The 22,943-nt window shown below is 69.0% G+C and carries 11 protein-coding genes and 3 rRNA genes; 10 read left to right on the top strand and 4 right to left on the bottom strand.

Features of this window, described 5'->3' with window-relative positions:
* Nucleotides 1-46 precede the first annotated feature (46 nt).
* Nucleotides 47-841, bottom strand: a complete 795-nt coding sequence (gene trmB, locus QFZ64_RS16830; protein WP_307066595.1) for a tRNA (guanosine(46)-N7)-methyltransferase TrmB — start codon at nucleotides 839-841, stop codon at nucleotides 47-49.
* A gap of 417 nt (nucleotides 842-1,258) precedes the next feature.
* The gene (locus QFZ64_RS16825; protein ID WP_307066593.1) at nucleotides 1,259-2,686 is read right to left on the bottom strand and encodes an MFS transporter; all 1,428 of its coding nucleotides are present in this window, start codon (nucleotides 2,684-2,686) and stop codon (nucleotides 1,259-1,261) included.
* Nucleotides 2,687-3,364: 678 nt separating this feature from the next.
* Here QFZ64_RS16825 and QFZ64_RS16820 point away from each other — a divergent pair.
* Nucleotides 3,365-5,476 (top strand): asparagine synthase-related protein, encoded by a 2,112-nt coding sequence (locus tag QFZ64_RS16820; RefSeq protein WP_307066591.1) that lies wholly within the window; start codon nucleotides 3,365-3,367, stop codon nucleotides 5,474-5,476.
* 206 nt (nucleotides 5,477-5,682) lie between these two features.
* On the opposite strand, the gene QFZ64_RS16815 is transcribed toward QFZ64_RS16820, so the two are convergent.
* The gene (locus QFZ64_RS16815) at nucleotides 5,683-6,588 is read right to left on the bottom strand and encodes a TetR/AcrR family transcriptional regulator (protein ID WP_307066589.1); all 906 of its coding nucleotides are present in this window, start codon (nucleotides 6,586-6,588) and stop codon (nucleotides 5,683-5,685) included.
* Nucleotides 6,589-6,993: 405 nt separating this feature from the next.
* Here QFZ64_RS16815 and QFZ64_RS16810 point away from each other — a divergent pair, with 405 nt between their 5' ends.
* On the top strand, nucleotides 6,994-8,355 hold the full coding sequence (locus QFZ64_RS16810) for an NAD(P)/FAD-dependent oxidoreductase (RefSeq protein WP_307066587.1): 1,362 nt from the start codon (nucleotides 6,994-6,996) through the stop codon (nucleotides 8,353-8,355).
* A 209-nt stretch (nucleotides 8,356-8,564) separates the two neighbouring features.
* Nucleotides 8,565-10,394, top strand: a complete 1,830-nt coding sequence (locus QFZ64_RS16805) for a SpoIIE family protein phosphatase (RefSeq protein ID WP_307066585.1) — start codon at nucleotides 8,565-8,567, stop codon at nucleotides 10,392-10,394.
* Between the two features lie 28 nt (nucleotides 10,395-10,422).
* On the opposite strand, the gene QFZ64_RS16800 is transcribed toward QFZ64_RS16805, so the two are convergent.
* Nucleotides 10,423-11,709 (bottom strand): MFS transporter, encoded by a 1,287-nt coding sequence (locus QFZ64_RS16800; RefSeq protein ID WP_373430751.1) that lies wholly within the window; start codon nucleotides 11,707-11,709, stop codon nucleotides 10,423-10,425.
* 136 nt (nucleotides 11,710-11,845) lie between these two features.
* On the opposite strand from QFZ64_RS16800, the gene QFZ64_RS16795 reads away from it, so the two are divergent.
* The 7 genes from QFZ64_RS16795 to QFZ64_RS16765 all read left to right on the top strand — a co-directional run bounded on the left by QFZ64_RS16795 (nucleotide 11,846) and on the right by QFZ64_RS16765 (nucleotide 22,920).
* Nucleotides 11,846-12,394 carry a MarR family winged helix-turn-helix transcriptional regulator gene (locus QFZ64_RS16795; RefSeq protein WP_307066581.1) on the top strand — a complete coding sequence of 183 codons (549 nt, stop codon included), beginning with the start codon at nucleotides 11,846-11,848 and terminating at the stop codon, nucleotides 12,392-12,394.
* Nucleotides 12,395-13,071: 677 nt separating this feature from the next.
* Nucleotides 13,072-14,596: ribosomal RNA gene (locus QFZ64_RS16790) — 16S ribosomal RNA — on the top strand.
* A gap of 314 nt (nucleotides 14,597-14,910) precedes the next feature.
* Nucleotides 14,911-18,037 (top strand): 23S ribosomal RNA (locus QFZ64_RS16785).
* Between the two features lie 89 nt (nucleotides 18,038-18,126).
* Nucleotides 18,127-18,243: ribosomal RNA gene (gene rrf / locus QFZ64_RS16780) — 5S ribosomal RNA — on the top strand.
* Together the 16S, 23S and 5S rRNA genes form the textbook arrangement of a ribosomal RNA operon.
* A gap of 104 nt (nucleotides 18,244-18,347) precedes the next feature.
* A complete protein-coding gene (locus QFZ64_RS16775; RefSeq protein ID WP_307066578.1) occupies nucleotides 18,348-18,923 on the top strand; it encodes a GNAT family N-acetyltransferase in 576 nt (191 codons plus the stop codon).
* A 28-nt stretch (nucleotides 18,924-18,951) separates the two neighbouring features.
* On the top strand, nucleotides 18,952-20,976 hold the full coding sequence (locus tag QFZ64_RS16770; RefSeq protein WP_307066576.1) for an AfsR/SARP family transcriptional regulator: 2,025 nt from the start codon (nucleotides 18,952-18,954) through the stop codon (nucleotides 20,974-20,976).
* Nucleotides 20,977-21,057: 81 nt separating this feature from the next.
* Nucleotides 21,058-22,920: a nuclear transport factor 2 family protein gene (locus QFZ64_RS16765; RefSeq protein ID WP_307066574.1), complete on the top strand. Its 1,863-nt coding sequence runs from the start codon at nucleotides 21,058-21,060 to the stop codon at nucleotides 22,918-22,920.
* The last annotated feature ends 23 nt before the right edge of the window (nucleotides 22,921-22,943 follow it).

Raw genomic sequence — 22,943 nt, 5'->3', positions numbered from 1 at the left:
CCCTAACGAGGGAGGGGCGCCCGGTGCTGCTGGTTGTCGCTGCTTGTCATCGCTGCCCTTGGGCGCTTCGACGGCTGTCGTGCGGTACGCGGCGGAACAGCAGGTCGTTCACGACATGACCCTTCTCAATGCCCTGCCCCTCGAAACGCGTTCGGGGGCGGAAGGCGGGACGCGGCGCGAAACCGCCGCCGGGGTGGTCGTTGGCGAAGCCGGGGTGCGCGGTGAGCACCTCGAGCATCTGTTCGGCGTACGGCTCCCAGTCGGTGGCGCAGTGCACCAGCGCGCCGGGGCGGAGCCGGGTGGCGGCCAGATCGAGGAACTCGGGCTGGATGAGCCGGCGCTTGTGGTGGCGCTTCTTGGGCCAGGGGTCGGGGAAGTAGACGCGCAGTCCGGCGAGGGAGTCGGGCGGGAGCATCTCGCGCAGCAGGATGATCGCGTCGCCGTTGCCGACGCGGATGTTGGTGAGGCCCCGGGCCTCGGCGAGGTTGAGCAGATTGCCCTGGCCGGGGGTGTGCACATCGACGGCGAGGAGGTTGGTGTCCGGGTCGGCGGCGGCCATGACGGCGGTGGCCTCGCCCATGCCGAAGCCGATCTCCAGGACGGTGGGGCGGTCGTTGCCGAAGAGGCCGGCGAGGTCGAGGGTGCGCTGCCCGTCGATGTCCAGACCCCAGGCCGGCCACAGGCGCCGCAGGGCGTCCGCCTGGCCGGCGGTGACGCGGCTGCGGCGGGGCTGGAAACTGCGGATGCGCCGCTCGAAGTGCGAGCCGGCGGGGTCGGCGGCGGGCCCGTCGGGAAAGCGGGGCGTCTTGGCAGGGGCGGAAACATCGAGGGATTCAGACACAGTGCGCCCAATTTTACGGCGTCCCACTGACAACGTTCCGCCCCCGAAAAAGCCCCCGAAAAAAGGGAGGCACTCCCCGCAGGGGCGCGGGGCGGCGCCCGATCCGCGACTTCACCGCACGTGCGCGAGCCGACCACCGTGCTCCATAAGGGGCGCGGGGAACTGCGCGACAAGCCCCCACCCACCCGCACTCCCCCCACACCCCACCCACCCGAGCTCCCCGGGCCAGAGGGGCGGAGCCCCTCAAGGAGGAGACAGGTAAGGGCGGCGGGGGCGAGAAAACACATGCGCGCACCCCCACCCGCAGGGCACCCCCACCCGCAGCGCACCCTCCCCGGCACCCCAGGCCCTCAGCACCCCCCGCATCACGCCCACGTACGCCCAGGCACACCGCCCACGTACGTCCAGGCCCACCGCCTACGCCGGCGCCGCCATCAACAACGGCCGCGCCCGCTCACGCAACTCCACCACCCGCGGCTCGTCCCCGTACGGCTCCAGCCGGTGCAGCAGATCCTTCACGTACTCCGTCGTCCGCGCCGACGAGATCCGCCCCGCGACCTCCACCGCCCGCACCCCCTGCTCACACGCCGCGTCCAGGTTCCCGGACTCCAGTTCGGCCACCGCCGAGACCACCAGCCGCAGCCCGTGCGACCGCACGAACTCCTCCGTCGGCTTCGACAGCGCCTGCTCCGTGAACCGCCGCACCTGACGCGGCGCCTTCAGATCCCGGTAGCACTCCGCCGCGTCCGCCGCGAACCGGTCGTAGGAGTAGAACCCGAGCCAGGACGGGTCGCCGTCGCCGTCACGCGCCCGCTCCAGCCAGCCCTCCGCGGCCTTGAGCGCGCCACCGGCCGCCTGGGCGTCCCCGGCGCGCGCGTGCGCCCGCGCCTCGACCAGCCGGAAGAAGCTCATCGTGCGTGCGGTCGCCAGCCCCCGGTTGCGTTCCAGCGCGGCCTGCGCGAGGTCGACGCCCTCGTCGCCGAAGCCCCGGTAGGTCGCCTGGAGGGACATCGAGGCGAGCACGTACCCGCCGAGCGGGACGTCGGCCGCGGCGCGGGCGAGCCGCAGCGCCTGGATGTAGTACCGCTGGGCGGCCTCCTGCTGGCCGGTGTCGAACGCCATCCACCCGGCCAGCCGGGTCAGTTCGGCGGAGGCGCCGAACAGCGCCCGGCCGACCTCGTCGGAGTAGGAGCCGAGCAGCAGCGGTGCCGCCTCGACCCGCAGGCACTCGGGGACCATCGACGAACGCCAGTCCCCGCCCCCGTACTTGGAGTCCCAGCGTCTGGCGTCCTCGGCGGCCTCCCGCAGCTTGCGCACATCGCTGTGGCCGACCCTCGCCGGCGCGGAGGAGCCGTCCGACGGGCTCGCGTCACGCGCCACCGAGCTGTCGGCCGGGGTTATGAGCCACCGCGACGCGGGGGTCGCATAGGCGCTCACGGCGAACGATCCGGCCAGCGACTGCCAGATGCCGCCGGAACCGGCCCGGCGTCCGGCGAGATCGAGGCGGTAGAGGTCGGTGGCCGAGCGCACCGCCTGTCCGACGTCCCGGGGGAAGGCGAGGCCCACCTCGGGCGCGGGATCCGCGTCCGCCAGGCCGATCTCGTGGAGCGGCACCGGGCGGCCGAGCTTCTGGCCGATGGCCGCGGCGATGAGGTGGGGCGCGGCGCCCTGCGGCACCATCCCCTTCGACACCCAACGGGCCACCGACGTCTTGTCGTACCGAAGTGTCAGCCCGCGCTGGGCACCAAGATCGTTGACGCGCCGCGCAAGCCCCGCGTTGCTGATTCCCGCGAGGGCGAGAACGGCGCCGAGTTTTTCGTTCGGCCCGCGTTGCTCCCTGGACATGCGCCACCCCTCGACACAGACGGCTGCCGCGCTGGCATAACCACGCGGCATTCGTAAACCCAGCGTAGTTCGCCGGATCCCAAGCGTTAAGGGGCGTTTTTCCGGTTGGCGGGATGTGACCTACGGGGCAGTACGCAGTGTCGCGGCGTGCCCCTGCCGTGTGGCCGTGCGCCCGTCCGTGCGCTCTTCTCCGGCCACGGGGGGAGCGGTTCCATGGGCGACGCGTGGGTCGGCCCGCTGTACTGGAGCCAGTGGGCTGGGGGACGCCGCCGCCTACATCCCCGCGGGCGGCGGACAGGTCCGGGAGGCGTGCTCCGTCTCCCGGGCCGCGCACCGTGAACCGGTGCCTAGAGCCTGTACGGAGCGTACTCAAACCTGCCGTCGCACGGATGATTTGGCCGAAAATCGACGGCGGCCTCCGTACGTATTTCCGTCGCCACCCTGCCACTTGAGGGCGTGAAGAGCGTTTTCAGGGAGCGTACCGGGGGCGCATTCACATCGCTGTTCGACCCCATCTCCCGTGCCGGAGGCGTGTGTTCGGCCTGTGCGGGCACTCCCCAGGGGGCGCACACGGGGGAGCACAAGCCGCGGCGGAGCCCCTCCCGGGCGCACTCTTCGTGGCAGCATGGTGCCCAGTTCGTACGGTGCACCGGTTGTCCACAGTCCCTGGAGGCGGCGATGCGGTGGTTGGTGGGATGGAGCAGTGCCGCCGCGAGCGCCGCCACGAGCGTGGCGGGCATCGGTTCCGCCGGCACCACCGGCTACGACGGCGAGACCGTGCAGCCGGTCGGCTCCCAACCCCTGTGGGGCGACCCGGACCCGCTGTGGGCGGTCGGTGACTGGCGCCCCGACGAGGTCCGCGTCGTCAAGGCCGACGAACAGACCCGCATCGCCGTCCTCGGCACCTGCGGCGCCACCGACGAACAACTGCGCGTCGCCCTCTTCGCCGCCCGCGGCGGGGCACTGCGGCACCTGACGGCCTGGCCGGGCAGCTACACGGCCGTCGTCCAGGTCGGCCGGCGGATCACCGTCTGCGGCGACCTCGCGGGCGCGCGGCCGGTGTTCCACACCCCCTGGGCCGGCGGCACGGCGTACGCGACGGCCGCCCTGCCGCTCGCCGACCTCGTCGAGGCCAACCTCGACTTCGGCCACCTCGCCGCGCTGCTCGCCGCCCCCGACGTGCCCGCCGCCATGCACGACTCGACACCCTACGAGGGCGTACGACGCGTCCCGCCGGGGCACGCCCTCATCCTGCGCGCGGGGGCGCGCGAGGTCGCCGGGTACGAGCCGGTCGCCTCCCTCGCCGTCGCCGCGCCCCCGGCCGACCCCGCCGGCGCCGTGGACGCCGTCCGTGACGCGCTCGTGGAGGCCGTACGCGCTCGCCTCGCCGCGCCCCGGCACGTGCCCGGCATCGACATCGACCCCGGGCCGGTGCCCGGGATGGGCCCCGCCGAACGGCGGGCCGCCCGCGGCATGCCGGTCCCCGGCATCGGCGCCGACCTCTCCGGCGGCTCCGCCTCCGGCGCCCTCGCCCTGCTCGCCGCCGGGCTGCCCGGCAGACCCGGCACCGTCCTCGGCCACGGCACGGGTGCCGGCGAGCGTCTGCTCGCCGTCACCTTCAACGACCTCGCCGTCCCCGGCCGCGAGGCCGAGATGGAACGGGCCGGCGCCCTCGCCGCCAACCCCCGGCTGCACCACGTCGTGGTCACCGGCGGCGAGGAGATCCTGCCCTTCGCCGACCTCGACGGCCCCCTCACCGACGAACCCGGCGCCGTCCTCGTCTCCGCCGCCCGGCACCGCGCCCGGCTCGCCGCCGGCAGCGCCGACCACTTCACCGGATACGGCGCCCGGCAGGTCCTCGACGCCCACCCGGCCCGGCTCGCCGACCTCCTGATGGACCGCAAACGGCGCCACTTGGTGCGCCCCGTCGCCGCGCTCGCCAAGGCGGACGGCTCCGTGCTGGTCCCCGCACGCGTCTACGCCGCCGCCCGACGACTCGCCCGCACGCCCTACCGCAGCGGCGTCGAGGCGCTCTCCGACCAGCTCATGCGGCACCGCTTCGACGAGTCCGACGGCGCCGTGGGGGCCTCGCTCGCCGCGCTGACCTGGGCCAGACCGGGGCCGGCGGCGCGCTGGCTGACGGGGGAGGCGCTCGCAGAAGTATCGGTTCGTCTGCAGAGCGCGGCCGGCCGTACGGGCGCCATGGGCATCGGCCCCGGGCAGCGCCCCGGCGACTTCCGGGCCCGCGCCGCCCTCGCCCGGCACGCCGCCGAACTCCGCGTCCTGGAACAGGCCGCCGAGATCCGCTTCCAGCGCCTGCACGCCCCCTTCCTCGACAACCAGGTCGTCCGCGCCTGCCGGGCACTGCCCGAGGCGCTCCGGGTGCAGCCGGGGGCGCGCGCCTCGATCCTGCGTACGGTCCTGGAGGGCGCCGGCGTCACCGACCTGCCGCCCGGATGGGGCGCCCCCTCGGGCGCGTCCTCGGCCGCGGCGGCCCGGACGGGGCTGCGGGTGGCGGCGACGTCCCTGGTCGACCTCTTCGCCACGCCCCTGCTGGCGGAGGCGGGCCTGGTGGAAGCGCGGGTGGTCCGCAAGGCACTGCGGGCGGCGGCCCAGGGCGACCCGCTGCCCCTGGACGGCATTGCCGACCTGGTCTCCCTCGAACTCTGGCTCCAGCGCCTCCTCTCCCGCCGGGGCACATGCTGGACGGGCACCCCCGCCCGCCAACGCGCGGTTCCCGCGGGCATCCCGCCCCGGGACCGGGCCCTGGGCACGGCCACCCGCACGTAGCCCCCGGGACCGGGCTCGCGCGTGCCGTCCGGCACCGGGTGGCGGACCGTCGAGCCGACGGCCCACCACCCGTCCGAGCGGACACCTCGAAGCCGCGTGCAGCGCTGCCCGCGGCGTCAGTGCTCAGGCGCCGCGGCGCCTCACATGGCTTCAGCCCCTCACACGGCTTCAGCGCCGCGCGCCCTGGCAGTACCGCGCGCAGTGCCTCACGCGTGGGGACGTGACCGCAGCCCCTCCAGGAGGATGTCCAGCAGCCGTGCCGAGGCCGCCGCCTGCTGTGCCGCGTCCGGCAACGCGGGGGCGCCCGTGGCTATCACCAGCAGGACATCGGCGACCGTCACGTCGGGCCGCAGTTCGCCGGCGGCCCGTGCCCGGTCCACCAACCGGCCCACCACATCCAGCAGTTCGACCGCGCCGGGGTCGTCCAACGCCGCCTCCGGGACCTGCTGCCGCTCCACCAGCCGCAGCTCGGGAGTCGGCCGGCCGATCCGCTGCTGCGGCACCAGCGTCTGCTCCGGAACCCCGCCCGGAACGGACCCCGCGGCCTCGGACGGAATCCGGCCGACGTCCGCACCCTCGCCCTCAGCCGTTCCCGGCCCTGCTCCCGCCCCCGGGGCCGTGCCCTCGGCCGGTCTCAGGCCCCGCTCCTCCTCGGCGACCCCGACGCGCAGTACCTGCGGCGGCAGCAGCCGGCCCGCGCCGGACGCCACCGACGTGCGCAGGAAGCGCTGGAGCGCCGACCACGGCTCGTCCTCCTGACCGAGCGCCGTCCGCGCCTGGTCGGTCAGCCGGGAGGTCTCCTCCTCGGCTATCCGCCGGACCAGGACGTCCTTGCTCGGGAAGCGCCGGTAGACCGTGCCGACGCCGACCCGTGCCCGCCGCGCCACGTCCTCCATGGGCGCCCCGTACCCCAGCTCGCCGAAGACCTCGCGAGCCGCGCGCAGGACGTGCTCCAGATTGCGCTGTGCGTCCACCCGAAGTGGCGCCGTCCGCGGTCCGTCACCGTGTCCGGTACCGCGCGCGTCACCGCGTCCGTTGCCCACTGCCATGCCCACCGGTCCGCCGGATGCGACGGTGGACACGGGCGACCAATGAGAGTCCTGAATATGCATAAGCGTTCCCCCGGTATTGGCGTCTCCCCCCGGAGACTCCCCGTTCACTGCAGCCGGAGCGCGCGGAACGAGCGTCGTGCCCGGCACCGGCCCGCCCCGTCGCGCGCCTCACCCGGCACATCCCCCTACACCCCGTCGGGACACGAACATAGTTGAGCGGGAGTCAATTCAGAAGGGGCAGGTTCCGCACGGAGCGCCCCCCGATCGGCGCACGGGGGCGTTGTGTCCCGATTGCCCGCTCCCCCCGTCCCCCGATCACGCCGCTGAGCTGCGCACTCGCTCCCTTTCCGGGCCGTGGGCGGGGATTCGGCCAACCCCGGACGGGGCACAGGTCCAGTCACACAAACGGTCGGCCCTGTGGACAAACTCCGGCGACGGGTGCGTCATGGGAGGGTGAAGGTACCGGTGCGCATTCTCATCGTCGGCGGCGGCTACGTCGGGCTGTACACCGCGCTGCGTCTGCAGCGGAAGCTGAAGCCCGAGCTCGGGCGGGGCGAGGTCGAGATCGTGGTGGTCTCCCCCGACCCGTACATGACCTATCAGCCGTTCCTGCCGGAGGCCGCGGCCGGCTCCATCTCCCCGCGCCACGTCGTCGTCCCGCTGCGCCGGGTCCTCGCCGGCTGCCGGATCGTCGTCGGCGAGGTGCGGACGATCGACCACTCCAAGCGCACCGCCACACTCACCACCCTCGCCACCGAGGAGACCGGCGGCACCGAACAGATCTCCTACGACGAGCTCGTGCTCGCCCCCGGGTCCGTCTCGCGCACCCTCCCGGTCCCCGGCCTCGCCGAGCACGGCATCGGCTTCAAGAACGTCGAAGAGGCCATCGGTCTGCGCAACCACGTCATCGAACAGCTCGACATCGCCTCCTCCACCCGCGACCCCGCGATCCGCGACGCGGCACTCACCTTCGTCTTCGTCGGCGGCGGCTACGCGGGCGTGGAGGCCCTCGCCGAACTCGAGGACATGGCCCGCTACGCCTCGCGCTACTACCACAACGTCCGGCGCGAGGACATGAAATGGATTCTCGTCGAGGCCACCGGCCGCATCCTCCCCGAGGTCGGTGAGGAGATGGGCCGCTACACCGTCACCGAGCTGCGCCGCCGCAACATCGACGTACGCCTCGACACCCGACTGGAGTCATGCGTCGACCGGGTCGTCGTCCTCAGCGACGGGGCCCGCTTCCCCACCCGCACGGTCGTATGGACCGCCGGCGTCAAACCGCACCCCGTCCTGGCCGCCACCGACCTCCCGCTCAACGCGCGCGGGCGGCTGCGGTGCACCCCTTACCTGACCGTCGACGGCGTCGACCACGCGTGGAGCGCGGGCGACGCCGCCGCCGTGCCCGACGTGACCGCCGACGAACCCGGCAAGGAGACCGCGCCCAACGCCCAGCACGCGGTGCGTCAGGCGAAGACGCTCGGGGACAACATCGCGCGCTCGCTGCGCGGACAGCCGCTCCAGCAGTACTCCCACGCCTACGTCGGCTCGGTCGCCTCACTGGGGCTGCACAAGGGCGTCGCGTACGTGTACGGGCGCAAACTGAAGGGATGGCCGGCGTGGTTCATGCACCGCACCTACCACCTCAGCCGGGTGCCCACCTTCAACCGGAAGGCACGCGTCCTCGCTGAATGGACCCTCGCCGGCCTCTTCAAGAGGGAGATCGTCTCGCTCGGCTCCCTCGAACATCCCCGTGCGGAGTTCGAACTCGCGGCCGGTGGAAAGTCCCCGCAGAACCCTTCCGGCAACCCGAAGGGGTCGTCCTGACCGGATTCAGGAACTCCGACGCGGGGGCAGGCGTCTGACGTATGTCGCTCCGGTCGGCCAGACTGGACCGCGATGCCGGACGAGCCGACCGCTCGCCTCCGGCCCCAGGCCTTCCACCGCGCCGTGCGGCACCGAGGAACACCCTCCCTCGCCCTCCGGCCGGACCAGGAGCCGGCCGACCGACAACAACACCACGAGGCAAGAATTCGGTGAACTTCACGCGCTGGAGCGCCCGGCTCCCCGGAACGCAGCGCCGCGCCGCCGCGCGGACCGAGCACCCGCTCGCTACGGACCGGAGGGGGGAGGGAGCGGTGCCCGCGGCCCGCGCCGAGCCGTCCACCGGCGGCCCGCATCCCGCACCCGCCGTCGAGAACCTGCCGGTCCGCGAGGTGCTCGACCGGATCCCGGCCCTCGTCGCCCTGGTCCACGGCCCCGACCACCGCATCGCCTACGTCAACGACGCCTACACCGCGGCCTTCGGCCCCCGCCCGCCGGGAGCCCCGGCCCGCGAGGCACTGCCCGAACTGGCCGCACTGGGCCTGCTGCCCCTCCTCGACCAGGTGCTGCGCAGCGCCCGCCCGCGCACGGTCAAGTCCCGCAAGGCACCCGACGGCCGCTCCTACACCTTCACCTGCACCCCCGTCGCACTTCCCGCCACTGACGCGGTGATGACCGCTCCGGCAGCCGCGGCCCACGCCACCGCGGTACCTGCGGAAGTGGACGCGGGCGAGGCGATTCCCGCCCCCGTGCCCTCCGCCGCCGCACCGCGCGCCGGAACGTCACGCGAGGGCGTACCCCGGGGGAGCGGCGGCGCACGCCCCGGCGCCTCCCTCGGCGGCGTGCTCGTCTTCGCCACCGACGTCACCGACCACGCCGAGGCCGCCGAACGGCTGCGCGCCAGCGAACGCGAGCAGCGCCGCACCGCCGTCACCCTCCAGCGCTCCCTGCTGCCCCAGGAACTCGAACAGCCGGACGACCTGCGCATCGCCGCCACCTACCAGCCCGGCGGCACCGAGGCCGCCGTCGGCGGTGACTGGTACGACGTCATCACCCTGGGCGGCGGCCGCACCGCCCTGGTCATCGGCGACGTCATGGGCCGCGGCGTCCGCGCGGCGGCCGTCATGGGCCAACTCCGCACCGCCGTCCGCGCCTACGCCCGCCTCGACCTGCCCCCGCACGAGGTGCTGCAACTCCTCGACGGCCTCGCCGCCGAGATCGACGCCAATCAGATCGCCACCTGCGTCTACGCCATCCACGACCCCAACGAGGGCCGGCTGGTCTACGCCTCGGCCGGCCACCTGCCCATCCTCGTGCGCGACGAGACGGGCAAGATCCTGCGCACCGACGAACCCAACGGCCCCCCGCTCGGCACCGGCGGCTGGATCCACAGCTCCGGCTCGGTCCCACTCGGTCCGGGCTCCACCGCTGTTCTCTACACCGACGGCCTCGTCGAACGGCGCGACAAGGATCTCGACGAGGGCATCGCCGCCCTGGAACGCGCCCTGGCCGGAGCCACCGGCAGCCCCCAGGTCGTCTGCGACCGTCTGGTCCGCTCCGCCGGAGTCACCGCCGACCACGACGACGACGTCGCCGTCCTCGTCCTCCAGCACCCCACCCGCACCGGCCACGACGGCGAGCTCTTCCGCAACGCCGCCCTGGAACTCCTCGGCGGCGTCGAGGCCGCACCCCGCGCGCGTGCCTTCGCCTCCGGCGTCCTGACCAGCTGGCGCTTCCCCAGCGACCTGCACGACGCGGGGGTCCTCGCCACCAGCGAACTGGTCGCCAACTCCCTCAAGCACGGCACACCACCGATGCGGCTACGACTGCGCCGTACCGACCGCCGCCTGATCATCGAGGTCACCGACGGCGACGACCACCTGCCCCGCCGCCGCCGGGCGGAACCGATCGACGAGGCCGGCCGGGGCATCGCCATCGTGGCGACGATCGCCTCCAGTTGGGGCTCCCGCCGCACACCGGGCGGCGGCAAGGCGGTGTGGTGCGAGTTCGCCCTGTCGAAGGACGCGACGACGACCCACTGACCCGAACCGCCGGAACCGGGCGATCCGATCAGCTCTGCGCCACCGCCGGCTCGGGGGCGGCGCCACCGTGAGCCACCACACGGCTCCGCGCCGCCGAAGGCTGGTTCTGGCTGAGGGTGAGCTGCCGTCCCAGCCGTATCGCGAGGAAGGTGATCCCCAGCGAGAACATCAGGAACGTCCCTATGTAGGGCGCGAACAGTGACGCCCCCATGGGGCCGCCCACCGCCGGACCCACGGCCATGGCGAGCTGCTTCACCAGCGCGAAGACCGAGTTGTACTGTCCGGCCATGCCCTCGGGCGCCAGATCGGCCACCAGCGGCGCCACCGTCGGCGACAGCATCGCCTCGCCCAGCCCGAACAGCGCGTACGTCGACACGAACGCCGCCGTCGCCATCGCGTGCCCGGCGTGGCCCAGACCCGCGTACCCCGCCAGCACCCAGGCGAAGGCCCATATGAGCCCCACGACGGCGATGACCCGCGACCGCCTTCGCCGCTCGACGATCCGCAGCACGGCGAACTGCGCGACCACGATCACCGCGGTGTTCGCGGCCAGCGCCGTCCCCAGCGTGGACGGCGACACGCCCGCCGCCTCGACGCCGTAGGCGCTCAGACCGGAGTCGAACTGCCCGTAGCAGGCGAAGAACAGCACGAACCCGAGCACGCAGAGTTGCACCATGGCCCGGTCGCCCATGATCTGCTTCCAGCCGCTCGACGTCCGGCCGGACACGGCCTCCGCCATACGCGGCGCCTGCGGTACCCGCACGGTCCCCATGACGACCACGAGCAGCAGGAACATCGCCGCCTCGATCGCGAACAGCAACGTGAAGGACGCCGGACGCGAGGTGTCCACGAGGTGACCGCCTATGAGGCCGCCGACGCCGAGCCCCAGGTTCTGCAGGAAGAACTGCATGGCGAAGGCGCGCGACCGTGTCTCGCTCGGTGAGCAGTCGACGATCATCGTCGCAAGCGCCGGCTGCATCACGGCCTGCCCGGCCCCGAGCAGCGCCGACGACAGCAGCACGCTCGCCGCGCCGCCCGAGAACCCCAGAGCGAGCGACCCGACAGCGGCGGCACCCAGGGCGGCGAGCAGCACCGGAAGCGGACCGCGCCGGACGATGGCCCGCCCCGCGAACGGCAGCACGACAAGTGCCGCCACGGCGAAGACGGCGAGCACGGCACCCGCCGTCATGGCCCCCAGCCCCCGCACCTGTGTCACGTAGACGTACAGATAGGGGACGGTGAAGCCGAGGCCGAACGCACTCAGTGCGTTGCCCACGTGGATCCGGCGCATCGCCGCGCCCATCGCCCTGGTCACTTTCACCTGCCCTTGGTCGGAAGTCCTTGCACCACCTGCACGAGTTAGAGGTGAAGACTTCGAAGCTAAAGTTTCGAGTTGAAGACTACACCTCGAAGAACTTCGATGCCAAGCACCGGCGTGCGATACTGCGCACATGGGCGACACCCCCGACATCGGCGAGCCGACACTCGAAGAGCAGATCGCCGCCTACCAGCGGGAGTTCCGGGATCTCGACCCCCAGGTCGAGAAGATCGTCTCCGCGCTGTCCCGCCTCAACCGCCGCATGAACGTCGCGTACAGCCGTCAGACGGCGGACCTCGGCATCAGCAACGCCGAGTGGGAAGTCCTCAAGGCACTCGTCCTGTCCGGTGCCCCCTACCGCCTGGGCCCCGGCGATCTCGCCAAGCGCCTCGGCCTGACGCCGGCCGCAATGACCCACCGCATCGACCGCATGGTCGGCGAGGGGCTGGTCACCCGGGAACGGGACGAGAACAACCGGGTCCGTGTCATCGTCGAGCTGACCACCGAGGGCCGAGAGAAGTGGCTCGAGGTCATGCGGCTCGCCACGGTCTTCGAGGAGGACCTGCTCCAGGACCTCACCCCGACGGAGCGTGTACTCCTCGGCGAGGTCCTGACCCGGCTGCTGCGCAGGGTGGAGGACGCCCAGCCGGACGCCGGCGGACGTCTCAGCGACCTGGACTGACCCGCGCCGAGAAGCGCGAGGGCGGGCAGGAAAAAATCTTGACAGCGATGTTTGACTCTGCCTCCCCGGATCTGTAACGTTCTCCGGGTTGCCACGGAGCCGTAACGGTTCCTCGGCAACATCACGCCGCAGCAGCGGCACCACACCTTCAGCATGATCTCCCGGCGGGGTCGATTTCGGCATGCCCGAATTCCTATTCCGTTGGAGCCCGGCCGGCCCCGATTGGGAAACGCCGAGAGGATCCGCTAACGTCTGGGACGTCGGAACGGCCCAACGGCCGGGAAGACAACCCCTCCTGACTGGGGATCGGATCGAAAAAGGATCTGATAAAGTCGGAACCGCCGGAAAGGGAAACGCGGAAGCGGGAACCTGGAAAGCACCGAGGAAATCGGACAGCGAAAACGTCTGATAGAGTCGGAAACGCAAGACCGAAGGGAAGCGCCCGGAGGAAAGCCTGAGAGAGTCTCTCGGGTGAGTACAAAGGAAGCGTCCGTTCCTTGAGAACTCAACAGCGTGCCAAAAGTCAACGCCAGATATGTTGATACCCCGACCTGGTCGGTTTCCGATCGGGTTGAGGTTCCTTTGAAGAAGAACACAGCGAGGACGCTGTGAACGGCTGGGCTTATTCCGCCCGGCTGTTCCGCTCTCGTGTGTGTTACCGGGATGACCCGGAAGCATTCACGGAGAGTTTGATCCTGGCTCAGGACGAACGCTGGCGGCGTGCTTAACACATGCAAGTCGAACGATGAACCACTTCGGTGGGGATTAGTGGCGAACGGGTGAGTAACACGTGGGCAATCTGCCCTTCACTCTGGGACAAGCCCTGGAAACGGGGTCTAATACCGGATAACACTTCCACTCTCCTGAGTGGTGGTTAAAAGCTCCAGCGGTGAAGGATGAGCCCGCGGCCTATCAGCTTGTTGGTGAGGTAATGGCTCACCAAGGCGACGACGGGTAGCCGGCCTGAGAGGGCGACCGGCCACACTGGGACTGAGACACGGCCCAGACTCCTACGGGAGGCAGCAGTGGGGAATATTGCACAATGGGCGAAAGCCTGATGCAGCGACGCCGCGTGAGGGATGACGGCCTTCGGGTTGTAAACCTCTTTCAGCAGGGAAGAAGCGAAAGTGACGGTACCTGCAGAAGAAGCGCCGGCTAACTACGTGCCAGCAGCCGCGGTAATACGTAGGGCGCAAGCGTTGTCCGGAATTATTGGGCGTAAAGAGCTCGTAGGCGGCTTGTCACGTCGGGTGTGAAAGCCCGGGGCTTAACCCCGGGTCTGCATTCGATACGGGCTAGCTAGAGTGTGGTAGGGGAGATCGGAATTCCTGGTGTAGCGGTGAAATGCGCAGATATCAGGAGGAACACCGGTGGCGAAGGCGGATCTCTGGGCCATTACTGACGCTGAGGAGCGAAAGCGTGGGGAGCGAACAGGATTAGATACCCTGGTAGTCCACGCCGTAAACGGTGGGAACTAGGTGTTGGCGACATTCCACGTCGTCGGTGCCGCAGCTAACGCATTAAGTTCCCCGCCTGGGGAGTACGGCCGCAAGGCTAAAACTCAAAGGAATTGACGGGGGCCCGCACAAGCAGCGGAGCATGTGGCTTAATTCGACGCAACGCGAAGAACCTTACCAAGGCTTGACATACACCGGAAAGCATTAGAGATAGTGCCCCCCTTGTGGTCGGTGTACAGGTGGTGCATGGCTGTCGTCAGCTCGTGTCGTGAGATGTTGGGTTAAGTCCCGCAACGAGCGCAACCCTTGTCCCGTGTTGCCAGCAAGCCCTTCGGGGTGTTGGGGACTCACGGGAGACCGCCGGGGTCAACTCGGAGGAAGGTGGGGACGACGTCAAGTCATCATGCCCCTTATGTCTTGGGCTGCACACGTGCTACAATGGCCGGTACAATGAGCTGCGATACCGTGAGGTGGAGCGAATCTCAAAAAGCCGGTCTCAGTTCGGATTGGGGTCTGCAACTCGACCCCATGAAGTCGGAGTTGCTAGTAATCGCAGATCAGCATTGCTGCGGTGAATACGTTCCCGGGCCTTGTACACACCGCCCGTCACGTCACGAAAGTCGGTAACACCCGAAGCCCGTGGCCCAACCCGCAAGGGAGGGAGCGGTCGAAGGTGGGACTGGCGATTGGGACGAAGTCGTAACAAGGTAGCCGTACCGGAAGGTGCGGCTGGATCACCTCCTTTCTAAGGAGCACTTCTTGGCTGCTTCGGCAGTCCAGAGGCCAGTACATCGGCGTACGTCCGGTGCTGGTTGCTCATGGGTGGAACGTTGACTATTCGGCCGGGTTTCCGGGTCGGAGGCTGCTAGTACTGCTCTTCGGAGTGTGGAACGCATGATCTCCGGGCGGGGTCTGGTCGGGCATGCTGTTGGGTGTCTGAGGGCACGGCCGTGAGGCTGGGTCTTCGGGTTGCCGGCCCCAGTGCACTCGGGATGTTGTTCCGGGGTGATGGGTGGTTGGTCGTTGTTTGAGAACTGCACAGTGGACGCGAGCATCTGTGGCCAAGTTTTTAAGGGCGCACGGTGGATGCCTTGGCACCAGGAACCGATGAAGGACGTGGGAGGCCACGATAGGCCCCGGGGAGTCGTCAACCAGGCTTTGATCCGGGGGTGTCCGAATGGGGAAACCCGGCAGTCGTCATGGGCTGTCACCCTTGCCTGAACACATAGGGCAAGTGGAGGGAACGCGGGGAAGTGAAACATCTCAGTACCCGCAGGAAGAGAAAACAACCGTGATTCCGGGAGTAGTGGCGAGCGAAACCGGATGAGGCCAAACCTATGGCGTGTGAGACCCGGCAGGGGTTGCGTTGTGGGGGTTGTGGGATCTCTCTTCTGTCGTCTGCCGGCGACAGGACGAGTCAGAAACCGTTGATGTAGGCGAAGGACATGCGAAAGGTCCGGCGTAGAGGGTAAGACCCCCGTAGTCGAAACATTAGCGGCTCGTTTGAGAGACACCCAAGTAGCACGGGGCCCGAGAAATCCCGTGTGAATCTGGCGGGACCACCCGCTAAGCCTAAATATTCCCTGGTGACCGATAGCGGATAGTACCGTGAGGGAATGGTGAAAAGTACCGCGGGAGCGGAGTGAAATAGTACCTGAAACCGTGTGCCTACAAGCCGTGGGAGCGTCGCGTTGAGTGCTTGCACTCAACGTCGTGACTGCGTGCCTTTTGAAGAATGAGCCTGCGAGTTTGCGGTGTGTTGCGAGGTTAACCCGTTGTGGGGTAGCCGTAGCGAAAGCGAGTCCGAACAGGGCGGTTGAGTAGCACGCTCAAGACCCGAAGCGGAGTGATCTAGCCATGGGCAGGTTGAAGCGGCTGTAAGAGGTCGTGGAGGACCGAACCCACCAGGGTTGAAAACCTGGGGGATGACCTGTGGTTAGGGGTGAAAGGCCAATCAAACTCCGTGATAGCTGGTTCTCCCCGAAATGCATTTAGGTGCAGCGTCGTGTGTTTCTTGCCGGAGGTAGAGCACTGGATAGGCGATGGGCCCTACCGGGTTACTGACCTTAGCCAAACTCCGAATGCCGGTAAGTGAGAGCGCGGCAGTGAGACTGTGGGGGATAAGCTCCATGGTCGAGAGGGAAACAGCCCAGAGCATCGACTAAGGCCCCTAAGCGTACGCTAAGTGGGAAAGGATGTGGAGTCGCAGAGACAACCAGGAGGTTGGCTTAGAAGCAGCCACCCTTGAAAGAGTGCGTAATAGCTCACTGGTCTAGTGATTCCGCGCCGACAATGTAGCGGGGCTCAAGCGTACCGCCGAAGTCGTGTCATTGCAGCATGTACTCCCAACGGAGGCTGTGATGGGTAGGGGAGCGTCGTCTGCCGGGTGAAGCAGCCGTGGAAGCGAGTTGTGGACGGTTGACGAGTGAGAATGCAGGCATGAGTAGCGATTCACACGTGGGAAACGTGTGCGCCGATTGACTAAGGGTTCCTGGGTCAAGCTGATCTGCCCAGGGTAAGTCGGGACCTAAGGCGAGGCCGACAGGCGTAGTCGATGGATAACCGGTTGATATTCCGGTACCCGCTGTGAAGCGTCAAACATCGAGCATCGTGATGCTAAGGCCGTGAAACCGCCGGGTGCGTCTTCGGACAATCTCGGAGTGGTGGAGCCGCCGGCCCAAGCGGTTAGTAGGTGAGTGATGGGGTGACGCAGGAAGGTAGTCCATCCCGGGCGGTGGTTGTCCCGGGGTAAGGGTGTAGGCCGGACGGTAGGTAAATCCGCCGTTCATGGAGGCTGAGACCTGATGCCGAGCCGATTGTGGTGAAGTGGATGATCCTATGCTGTCGAGAAAAGCCTCTAGCGAGTTTCATGGCGGCCCGTACCCTAAACCGACTCAGGTGGTCTGGTAGAGAATACCGAGGCGTTCGGGTGAACTATGGTTAAGGAACTCGGCAAAATGCCCCCGTAACTTCGGGAGAAGGGGGGCCATGTCTGGTGAGGGGACTTGCTCCTTGAGCTGGGTGTGGCCGCAGAGACCAGCGAGAAGCGACTGTTTACTAAAAACACAGGTCCGTGCGAAGCCGTAAGGCGATGTATACGGACTGACGCCTGCCCGGTGCTGGAACGTTAAGGGGACCGGTTAGTCATCTTTCGGGGTGGCGAAGCTGAGAACTTAAGCGCCAGTAAACGGCGGTGGTAACTATAACCATCCTAAGGTAGCGAAATTCCTTGTCGGGTAAGTTCCGACCTGCACGAATGGCGTAACGACTTCTCGACTGTCTCAACCATAGGCCCGGTGAAATTGCACTACGAGTAAAGATGCTCGTTTCGCGCAGCAGGACGGAAAGACCCCGGGACCTTTACTACAGTTTGATATTGGTGTTCGGTTCGGCTTGTGTAGGATAGCTGGGAGACTGTGAAGCTCGGACGCCAGTTCGGGTGGAGTCGTCGTTGAAATACCAGTCTGGTCGTGCTGGATGTCTAACCTGGGTCCGTGATCCGGATCAGGGACAGTGTCTGATGGGTAGTTTAACTGGGGCGGTTGCCTCCTAAAGGGTAACGGAGGCGCCCAAAGGTTCCCTCAGCCTGGTTGGTAATCAGGTGGTGAGTGTAAGTGCACAAGGGAGCTTGACTGTGAGACCGACGGGTCGAGCAGGGACGAAAGTCGGGACTAGTGATCCGGCGGTGGCTTGTGGAAGCGCCGTCGCTCAACGGATAAAAGGTACCCCGGGGATAACAGGCTGATCTTCCCCAAGAGTCCATATCGACGGGATGGTTTGGCACCTCGATGTCGGCTCGTCGCATCCTGGGGCTGGAGTCGGTCCCAAGGGTTGGGCTGTTCGCCCATTAAAGCGGTACGCGAGCTGGGTTTAGAACGTCGTGAGACAGTTCGGTCCCTATCCGCTGCGCGCGTAGGAGTCTTGAGAAGGGCTGTCCCTAGTACGAGAGGACCGGGACGGACGAACCTCTGGTGTGCCAGTTGTTCTGCCAAGGGCATGGCTGGTTGGCTACGTTCGGGAGGGATAACCGCTGAAAGCATCTAAGCGGGAAGCCTGCTTCGAGATGAGGACTCCCACCCACTTGATGGGGTAAGGCTCCCAGTAGACGACTGGGTTGATAGGCCGGATCTGGAAGCACCGTGAGGTGTGGAGGTGACCGGTACTAATAGGCCGAGGGCTTGTCCTCAGTTGCTCGCGTCCACTGTGTTGGTTCTGAAACCACGAACGATCAGGCCGTGTTTGGTCACCGGTTGCTGGTTGTGTGTTTCATAGTGTTTCGGTGGTCATAGCGTAGGGGAAACGCCCGGTTACATTCCGAACCCGGAAGCTAAGCCTTACAGCGCCGATGGTACTGCAGGGGGGACCCTGTGGGAGAGTAGGACACCGCCGAACAATTATTGTGGGAGACCCCGCACCTCATGGTGCGGGGTTTTCTGCGTTTACGATCCGGTTTTATGGACCGCCCCGGGGGCCGTGGGCCGGGTAGCGTGGCCGTCATGGACCACGTGATTCGCGCCATTCGCACGGGCGAGTGGGCGGCCGTGAAGCGGCTGCGGCTCGAGGCGTTGCGGGACCCGCTGGCGCATCTCGCCTTTCTGGAGACGTACGAGAACGCCGCCGCGAAGCCGGACGTCTTCTGGCAGGAACGCACGTCGACCGCGGCGGAGGGAGCGTTCCAGCGGCAGCAGTTCATTGCCGAGCGGCCCGACGGTGAGTGGGACGGCTCCGTGACCGTGATGGTGGAGGAGGCCGGCACGGAGGACTTCCTCGGGCACGTCGTGGAGCATCGGCAAGGGCATCTGGTCGGCGTCTTCGTGCGGCCGGAGCAGCGCGGGAGCGGTCTGACGGGGGCGCTGTTCGACGCCGCGGTGGACTGGTGCTGGAAGACCGGGCTGCACCGCGTGCGGCTGTTCGTGCACGAGCACAACGTGCGGGCCGAGGCGTTCTACCGCAAGGCCGGGTTCGTACCCACCGGAGTCACCGGGGCGGTGCCGGGCGACTCGGGACACCAGGAGCGGGAGATGGTCCTGCGGCGGCCGGCCGAGCCCGCACAGGTCCACAGAGCCCTGTGAGCTCCGGGCCGGGCCGGGCCGGGATGGCATGCCGGGCCCGGCTGCTCGGGGCAGCGGCAGGACTGCGTGCGGGGCCGGCCGCCAGGAGCCGAGGACGCTGATGTCGGACCTGGGACAACACCCGTTCATAATCGGTCGCGTGATGCGTCTCGCGATTCTTGGTCCTGTCCGTGCATGGCGGCGGGACGAGGAGATAGACCTCGGATCCCCACAGCAGCGTGGACTGCTCGCGCTGCTGCTTCTGCATGAGGGGCGCCCGGTGGAGACCGAGGCGATCCTGGAGGCCTTGTGGGGCGAGCGAGGGCCTCGGGGCGCTCGGGGCACCGTTCGCACCTACGTCTATCGGCTCCGCCCGATTCTCGGCGACATGGCGGTCATCGAGTCGACCGGCAACGGCTACCGTCTCACGGTTCGTGACGGGACGTTCGACCTGACGGAGTTCCGGGAGCTGACCGACCGGGCTCGCAGGGCACGCCGCGCCGACGACGCGGCGAGTGCCGCCGAGTTCCTGCGCCGGGCGCTCGGCACATGGCAGGGGCCGTCCCTGTCGGGTGTCCGGGGCCCTTTCTTCGAGCGCGAGCGCGACCGGCTGGAGGAGCTGCGGCTGGCTGCCCTGGAGGAGGTGTTCGCTCTCGAACTGGAGGCCGGGGGGCAGCCCGATCTGACGTCCGAGATCCGGGCGGCCGTCAGGGAGCACCCGCTGCGGGAGCGGCTGCACGAGCAGCTCGTGCTGTCGTTGTTCCGGGCCGGCCGTCGGGCCGAGGCCCTGGCCGCCTATCAGCACACACGGCGGCTGCTGCGCGAGGAGCTGGGCGTGGATCCCGGACCCGCGCTTCGCGCGCTCCACAGCCGCATCCTGCGCGAGGACGACCATTCGCCCGCTCCAGCGGCCCCTGAGCCGGTCCCGGCTCCCGCGCCCGCTGCGGTTCCGGCACAACTCCCGGCAGAGCTGGCGGTGTTCACCGGGCGCAGCGCGGAGATCGAGGAACTGTCCTCGACGTTGCGCGATGCCGCGCACGCGCCGGTCATCGGCATCACCGGCCTGGGCGGCATGGGCAAGACCGCGCTGGCCGTGCGTCTCGCGCACACCCAACGGCACCTGTATCCCGATGGGCAGCTCTTCGCCGACCTCGGCGGCGTCGAGCATCCGGTCGGCCCGCTGGAGGTGCTCGGCCGGTTCCTGCGTGCGGTCGGGGTGTCCCGGCTGCCGGCATCGCTGGACGAACGTGCCGCGCTGTGGCGTACGACGGTGTCGGGGCGCCGTCTGCTGATCGTCCTGGACGCGGTCTCCAGCGGTGACCAGGTGCGGCCGTTGCTGCCGGGCGCCGTGGGCTGTGCCGTCATCATGACCGGTCCGCGGCGCCTCGTCGATCTGCCCGGCATTCCCTGGCTGCGCCTCGGCGTTCTGCGGCCCGAGGACGCGTTGCACCTGCTCGCCGCCATCTCCGGGACCCGGCGGGTCTTCGCGGAGCAGGCGGCGGCCCGTCGCCTGGTGGAAGCCTGCTCCTACCAGCCGCTGTCGGTGCATGTGGCGGCCGCCCGGCTGGATGCCCGGCCGTCGTGGACGATCGACCAGATCCTTGCCCAGCTCGAGGACGATCTGCGCCAGCCGGTCGTCATGCATGAGGACTGCAAGATTGTCGACAGGCCGTTCCGTGATGCCCAGGGACGCATGGACGTCTTCCACCGCAATGCGTTCCACCTCGCCGCCGTTCCCGACTGCGGCCGGCTGGATGCCGCCATGGCCGCGGCGGTGCTGGACCTGCCGGTCAACGAGGCCACAGCCGTCATGGAAGCCCTCGTCGACGCCCACGTGGTGGAGACCGGCGCGAACGGCGACTACCACTTCCTCGGACTCGTCAAGGCGTTCGCGCGACGTCAGGCTCTGAACGGGCTCGGGCACGAGCACTGCCAGCAAGCGCTGCACCGGTTGCTGCGTCACTGTCTGACCGTCAAGGACACGGTGGGCGACGAGGATCTGCGCGCGGTGGTGGATCAGATCACCGACCTTCCGGACGCGCTCGCGGAGCTGGTGTCGCCCTCACTGCCCTGACCCTCGCCGCGGGCCGTCGGTGAAACGGCCCGTCGACGCGCCGTCGACGCCACGTCGACACGCGTTCGATGCAATGCACGCATGCTCGATTCACACACGCGCGCCGCTCTGGCCGCGCAGATCACCGGACCCGTGTTCGGACCGGAAGACGAAGGGTTCGCCGCGGAGTGCGCGCCCTTCAACCTCGCCGTGACCCACCGCCCTCGCGTCGTCGTCGGGGCCCGCGACAGTGCCGACGTGCAAGCCGCCGTTCGCTTCGCCGCCCGACGGGGTCTGCCGGTCGCCGTGATGGCCACCGGTCACCAGGCGATCCTCGCGGCCGACGACGCGGTGCTCATCACCACGCACCGCATGGCGCAGGTGAGCATCGACCCCACGTCCCGCACAGCGCGCGTGGCGGCGGGTGCCCGCTGGCAGCACGTGATCGACGCGGCGACGCCGCACGGGCTCGCGCCGCTCAACGGCTCCTCGCCGCTCGTCGGAGTCGTCGGCTACACCCTCGGCGGGGGCCTGAGCCCCACCATGGGCCGTGCTCACGGCTGGGCGGCCGACCATGTCACCTCCCTGGAGGTCGTGACGGCCGACGGTGCGTTGCGCTTCGTCGACGCCACGTCGGAACCCGACCTGTTCTGGGCGCTGCGCGGCGGCAAGAGCAACTTCGGTGTCGTGACCGCCATGGAGTTCGCCCTGTTCCCGGTGGAACAGCTGTGGGCGGGCGGACTCTTCTTCGACGGCGCCGACGCGGCGGCCGTCCTGCACGCCTACGCCCGGGTCACGGCCGGGGCGCCGGACGAACTGAGCTCGTCGATCGCGCTGCTGCGGCTGCCGGCCCTGCCCGGCGTGCCCCCGTTCCTCGCCGACCGGTTCGCCGTGCACGTCCGCGTCTCCTACCTCGGCCCGGAGGCCGACGCCGCCCGGCTGGTCGCGCCGCTGCGGGCGGCCGCACCCGTCCTCGTGGACACGCTGGGCCCCATGCCGTACGCGTCCTTCGCCCAGATCCACAACGACCCGGCGGACCCGGCGCCGTTCATGGAGCGCACCGCGATGCTGGGGTCGCTGACCGGCGACGCCGTCGACGAGATCCTGGCCGCCGCCGGCCCGACGGCCGACTGCCCGGTGCACTTCGTCGAGTTGCGTCACCTCGGCGGCGCGCTGGGCCGCGCCGCGGACAACGCCGTCGGACACCGGGACGCCCGGTTCGCGCTCTGGGTCGTGGGTGTCGGGGCGCCTGACGCCTTCACCGCGATGAACGCCTACGCCGACGAGCTGCTGCAGCGGATGCGCCCCTGGTCGACCGGTGGACGCTACCTGAACTTCATGGCCGCCCAGGACACCGGCGTACTGGACGTGAGCGCGGCATACGACGCGCCCGACTACCGCAGGCTCCGGGGCATCAAGAGGCGCTTCGACCCGGACAACCTCTTCCGCCTGAACCACAACATCCCTCCCGAGGAGAGCCCGATGTCCGAGGCCGCACTGCAGCGTCTGACCGACCACGCCGAGATCGCCGACGCACTGCACCGCTACACGGCCGGGCTCGACCACGGCGACGCCGAGCTGCTCGCCTCGTCCCTGACCGAGGACGCCCTGGTCGACCTGACACCGGCCACCGGCAAGATCGGTCTCGACTTCCCTCCGCTCAAGCCGCGGGACGCGGTCGTGGGAGCGCTCATCCCGGCGGTCGGCCCGCTCGACACCAGTCACGTGATCAGCAACATCCGCGCGACCGTGGACGGCGACACCGCCCACGTGAACTGCTACGCGATGGCTCAGCACTACTTGCCCCACGAGGGCCCCAGGCCGGACCGGACCCGGCACGCGCTGATGATGAACCGCTACGACGCGGACCTGACGCGCGACGGAAGCACCTGGCGCATCAGCAGGCTGACGATCGACAGCGCCTGGTTCGAGGGCGACAAGACCGTCCTGCTTCCCGGCGACTGAGCGATCGGTGGCGCCCCGCGGCG

Origin of the sequence: Streptomyces sp. B3I8 (genome assembly GCF_030816915.1) — a bacterium.
Classification (GTDB): domain Bacteria; phylum Actinomycetota; class Actinomycetes; order Streptomycetales; family Streptomycetaceae; genus Streptomyces.
Note: the sequence above shows the minus strand (reverse complement) of the source record. Positions and strands in the feature narration are given on the sequence as shown.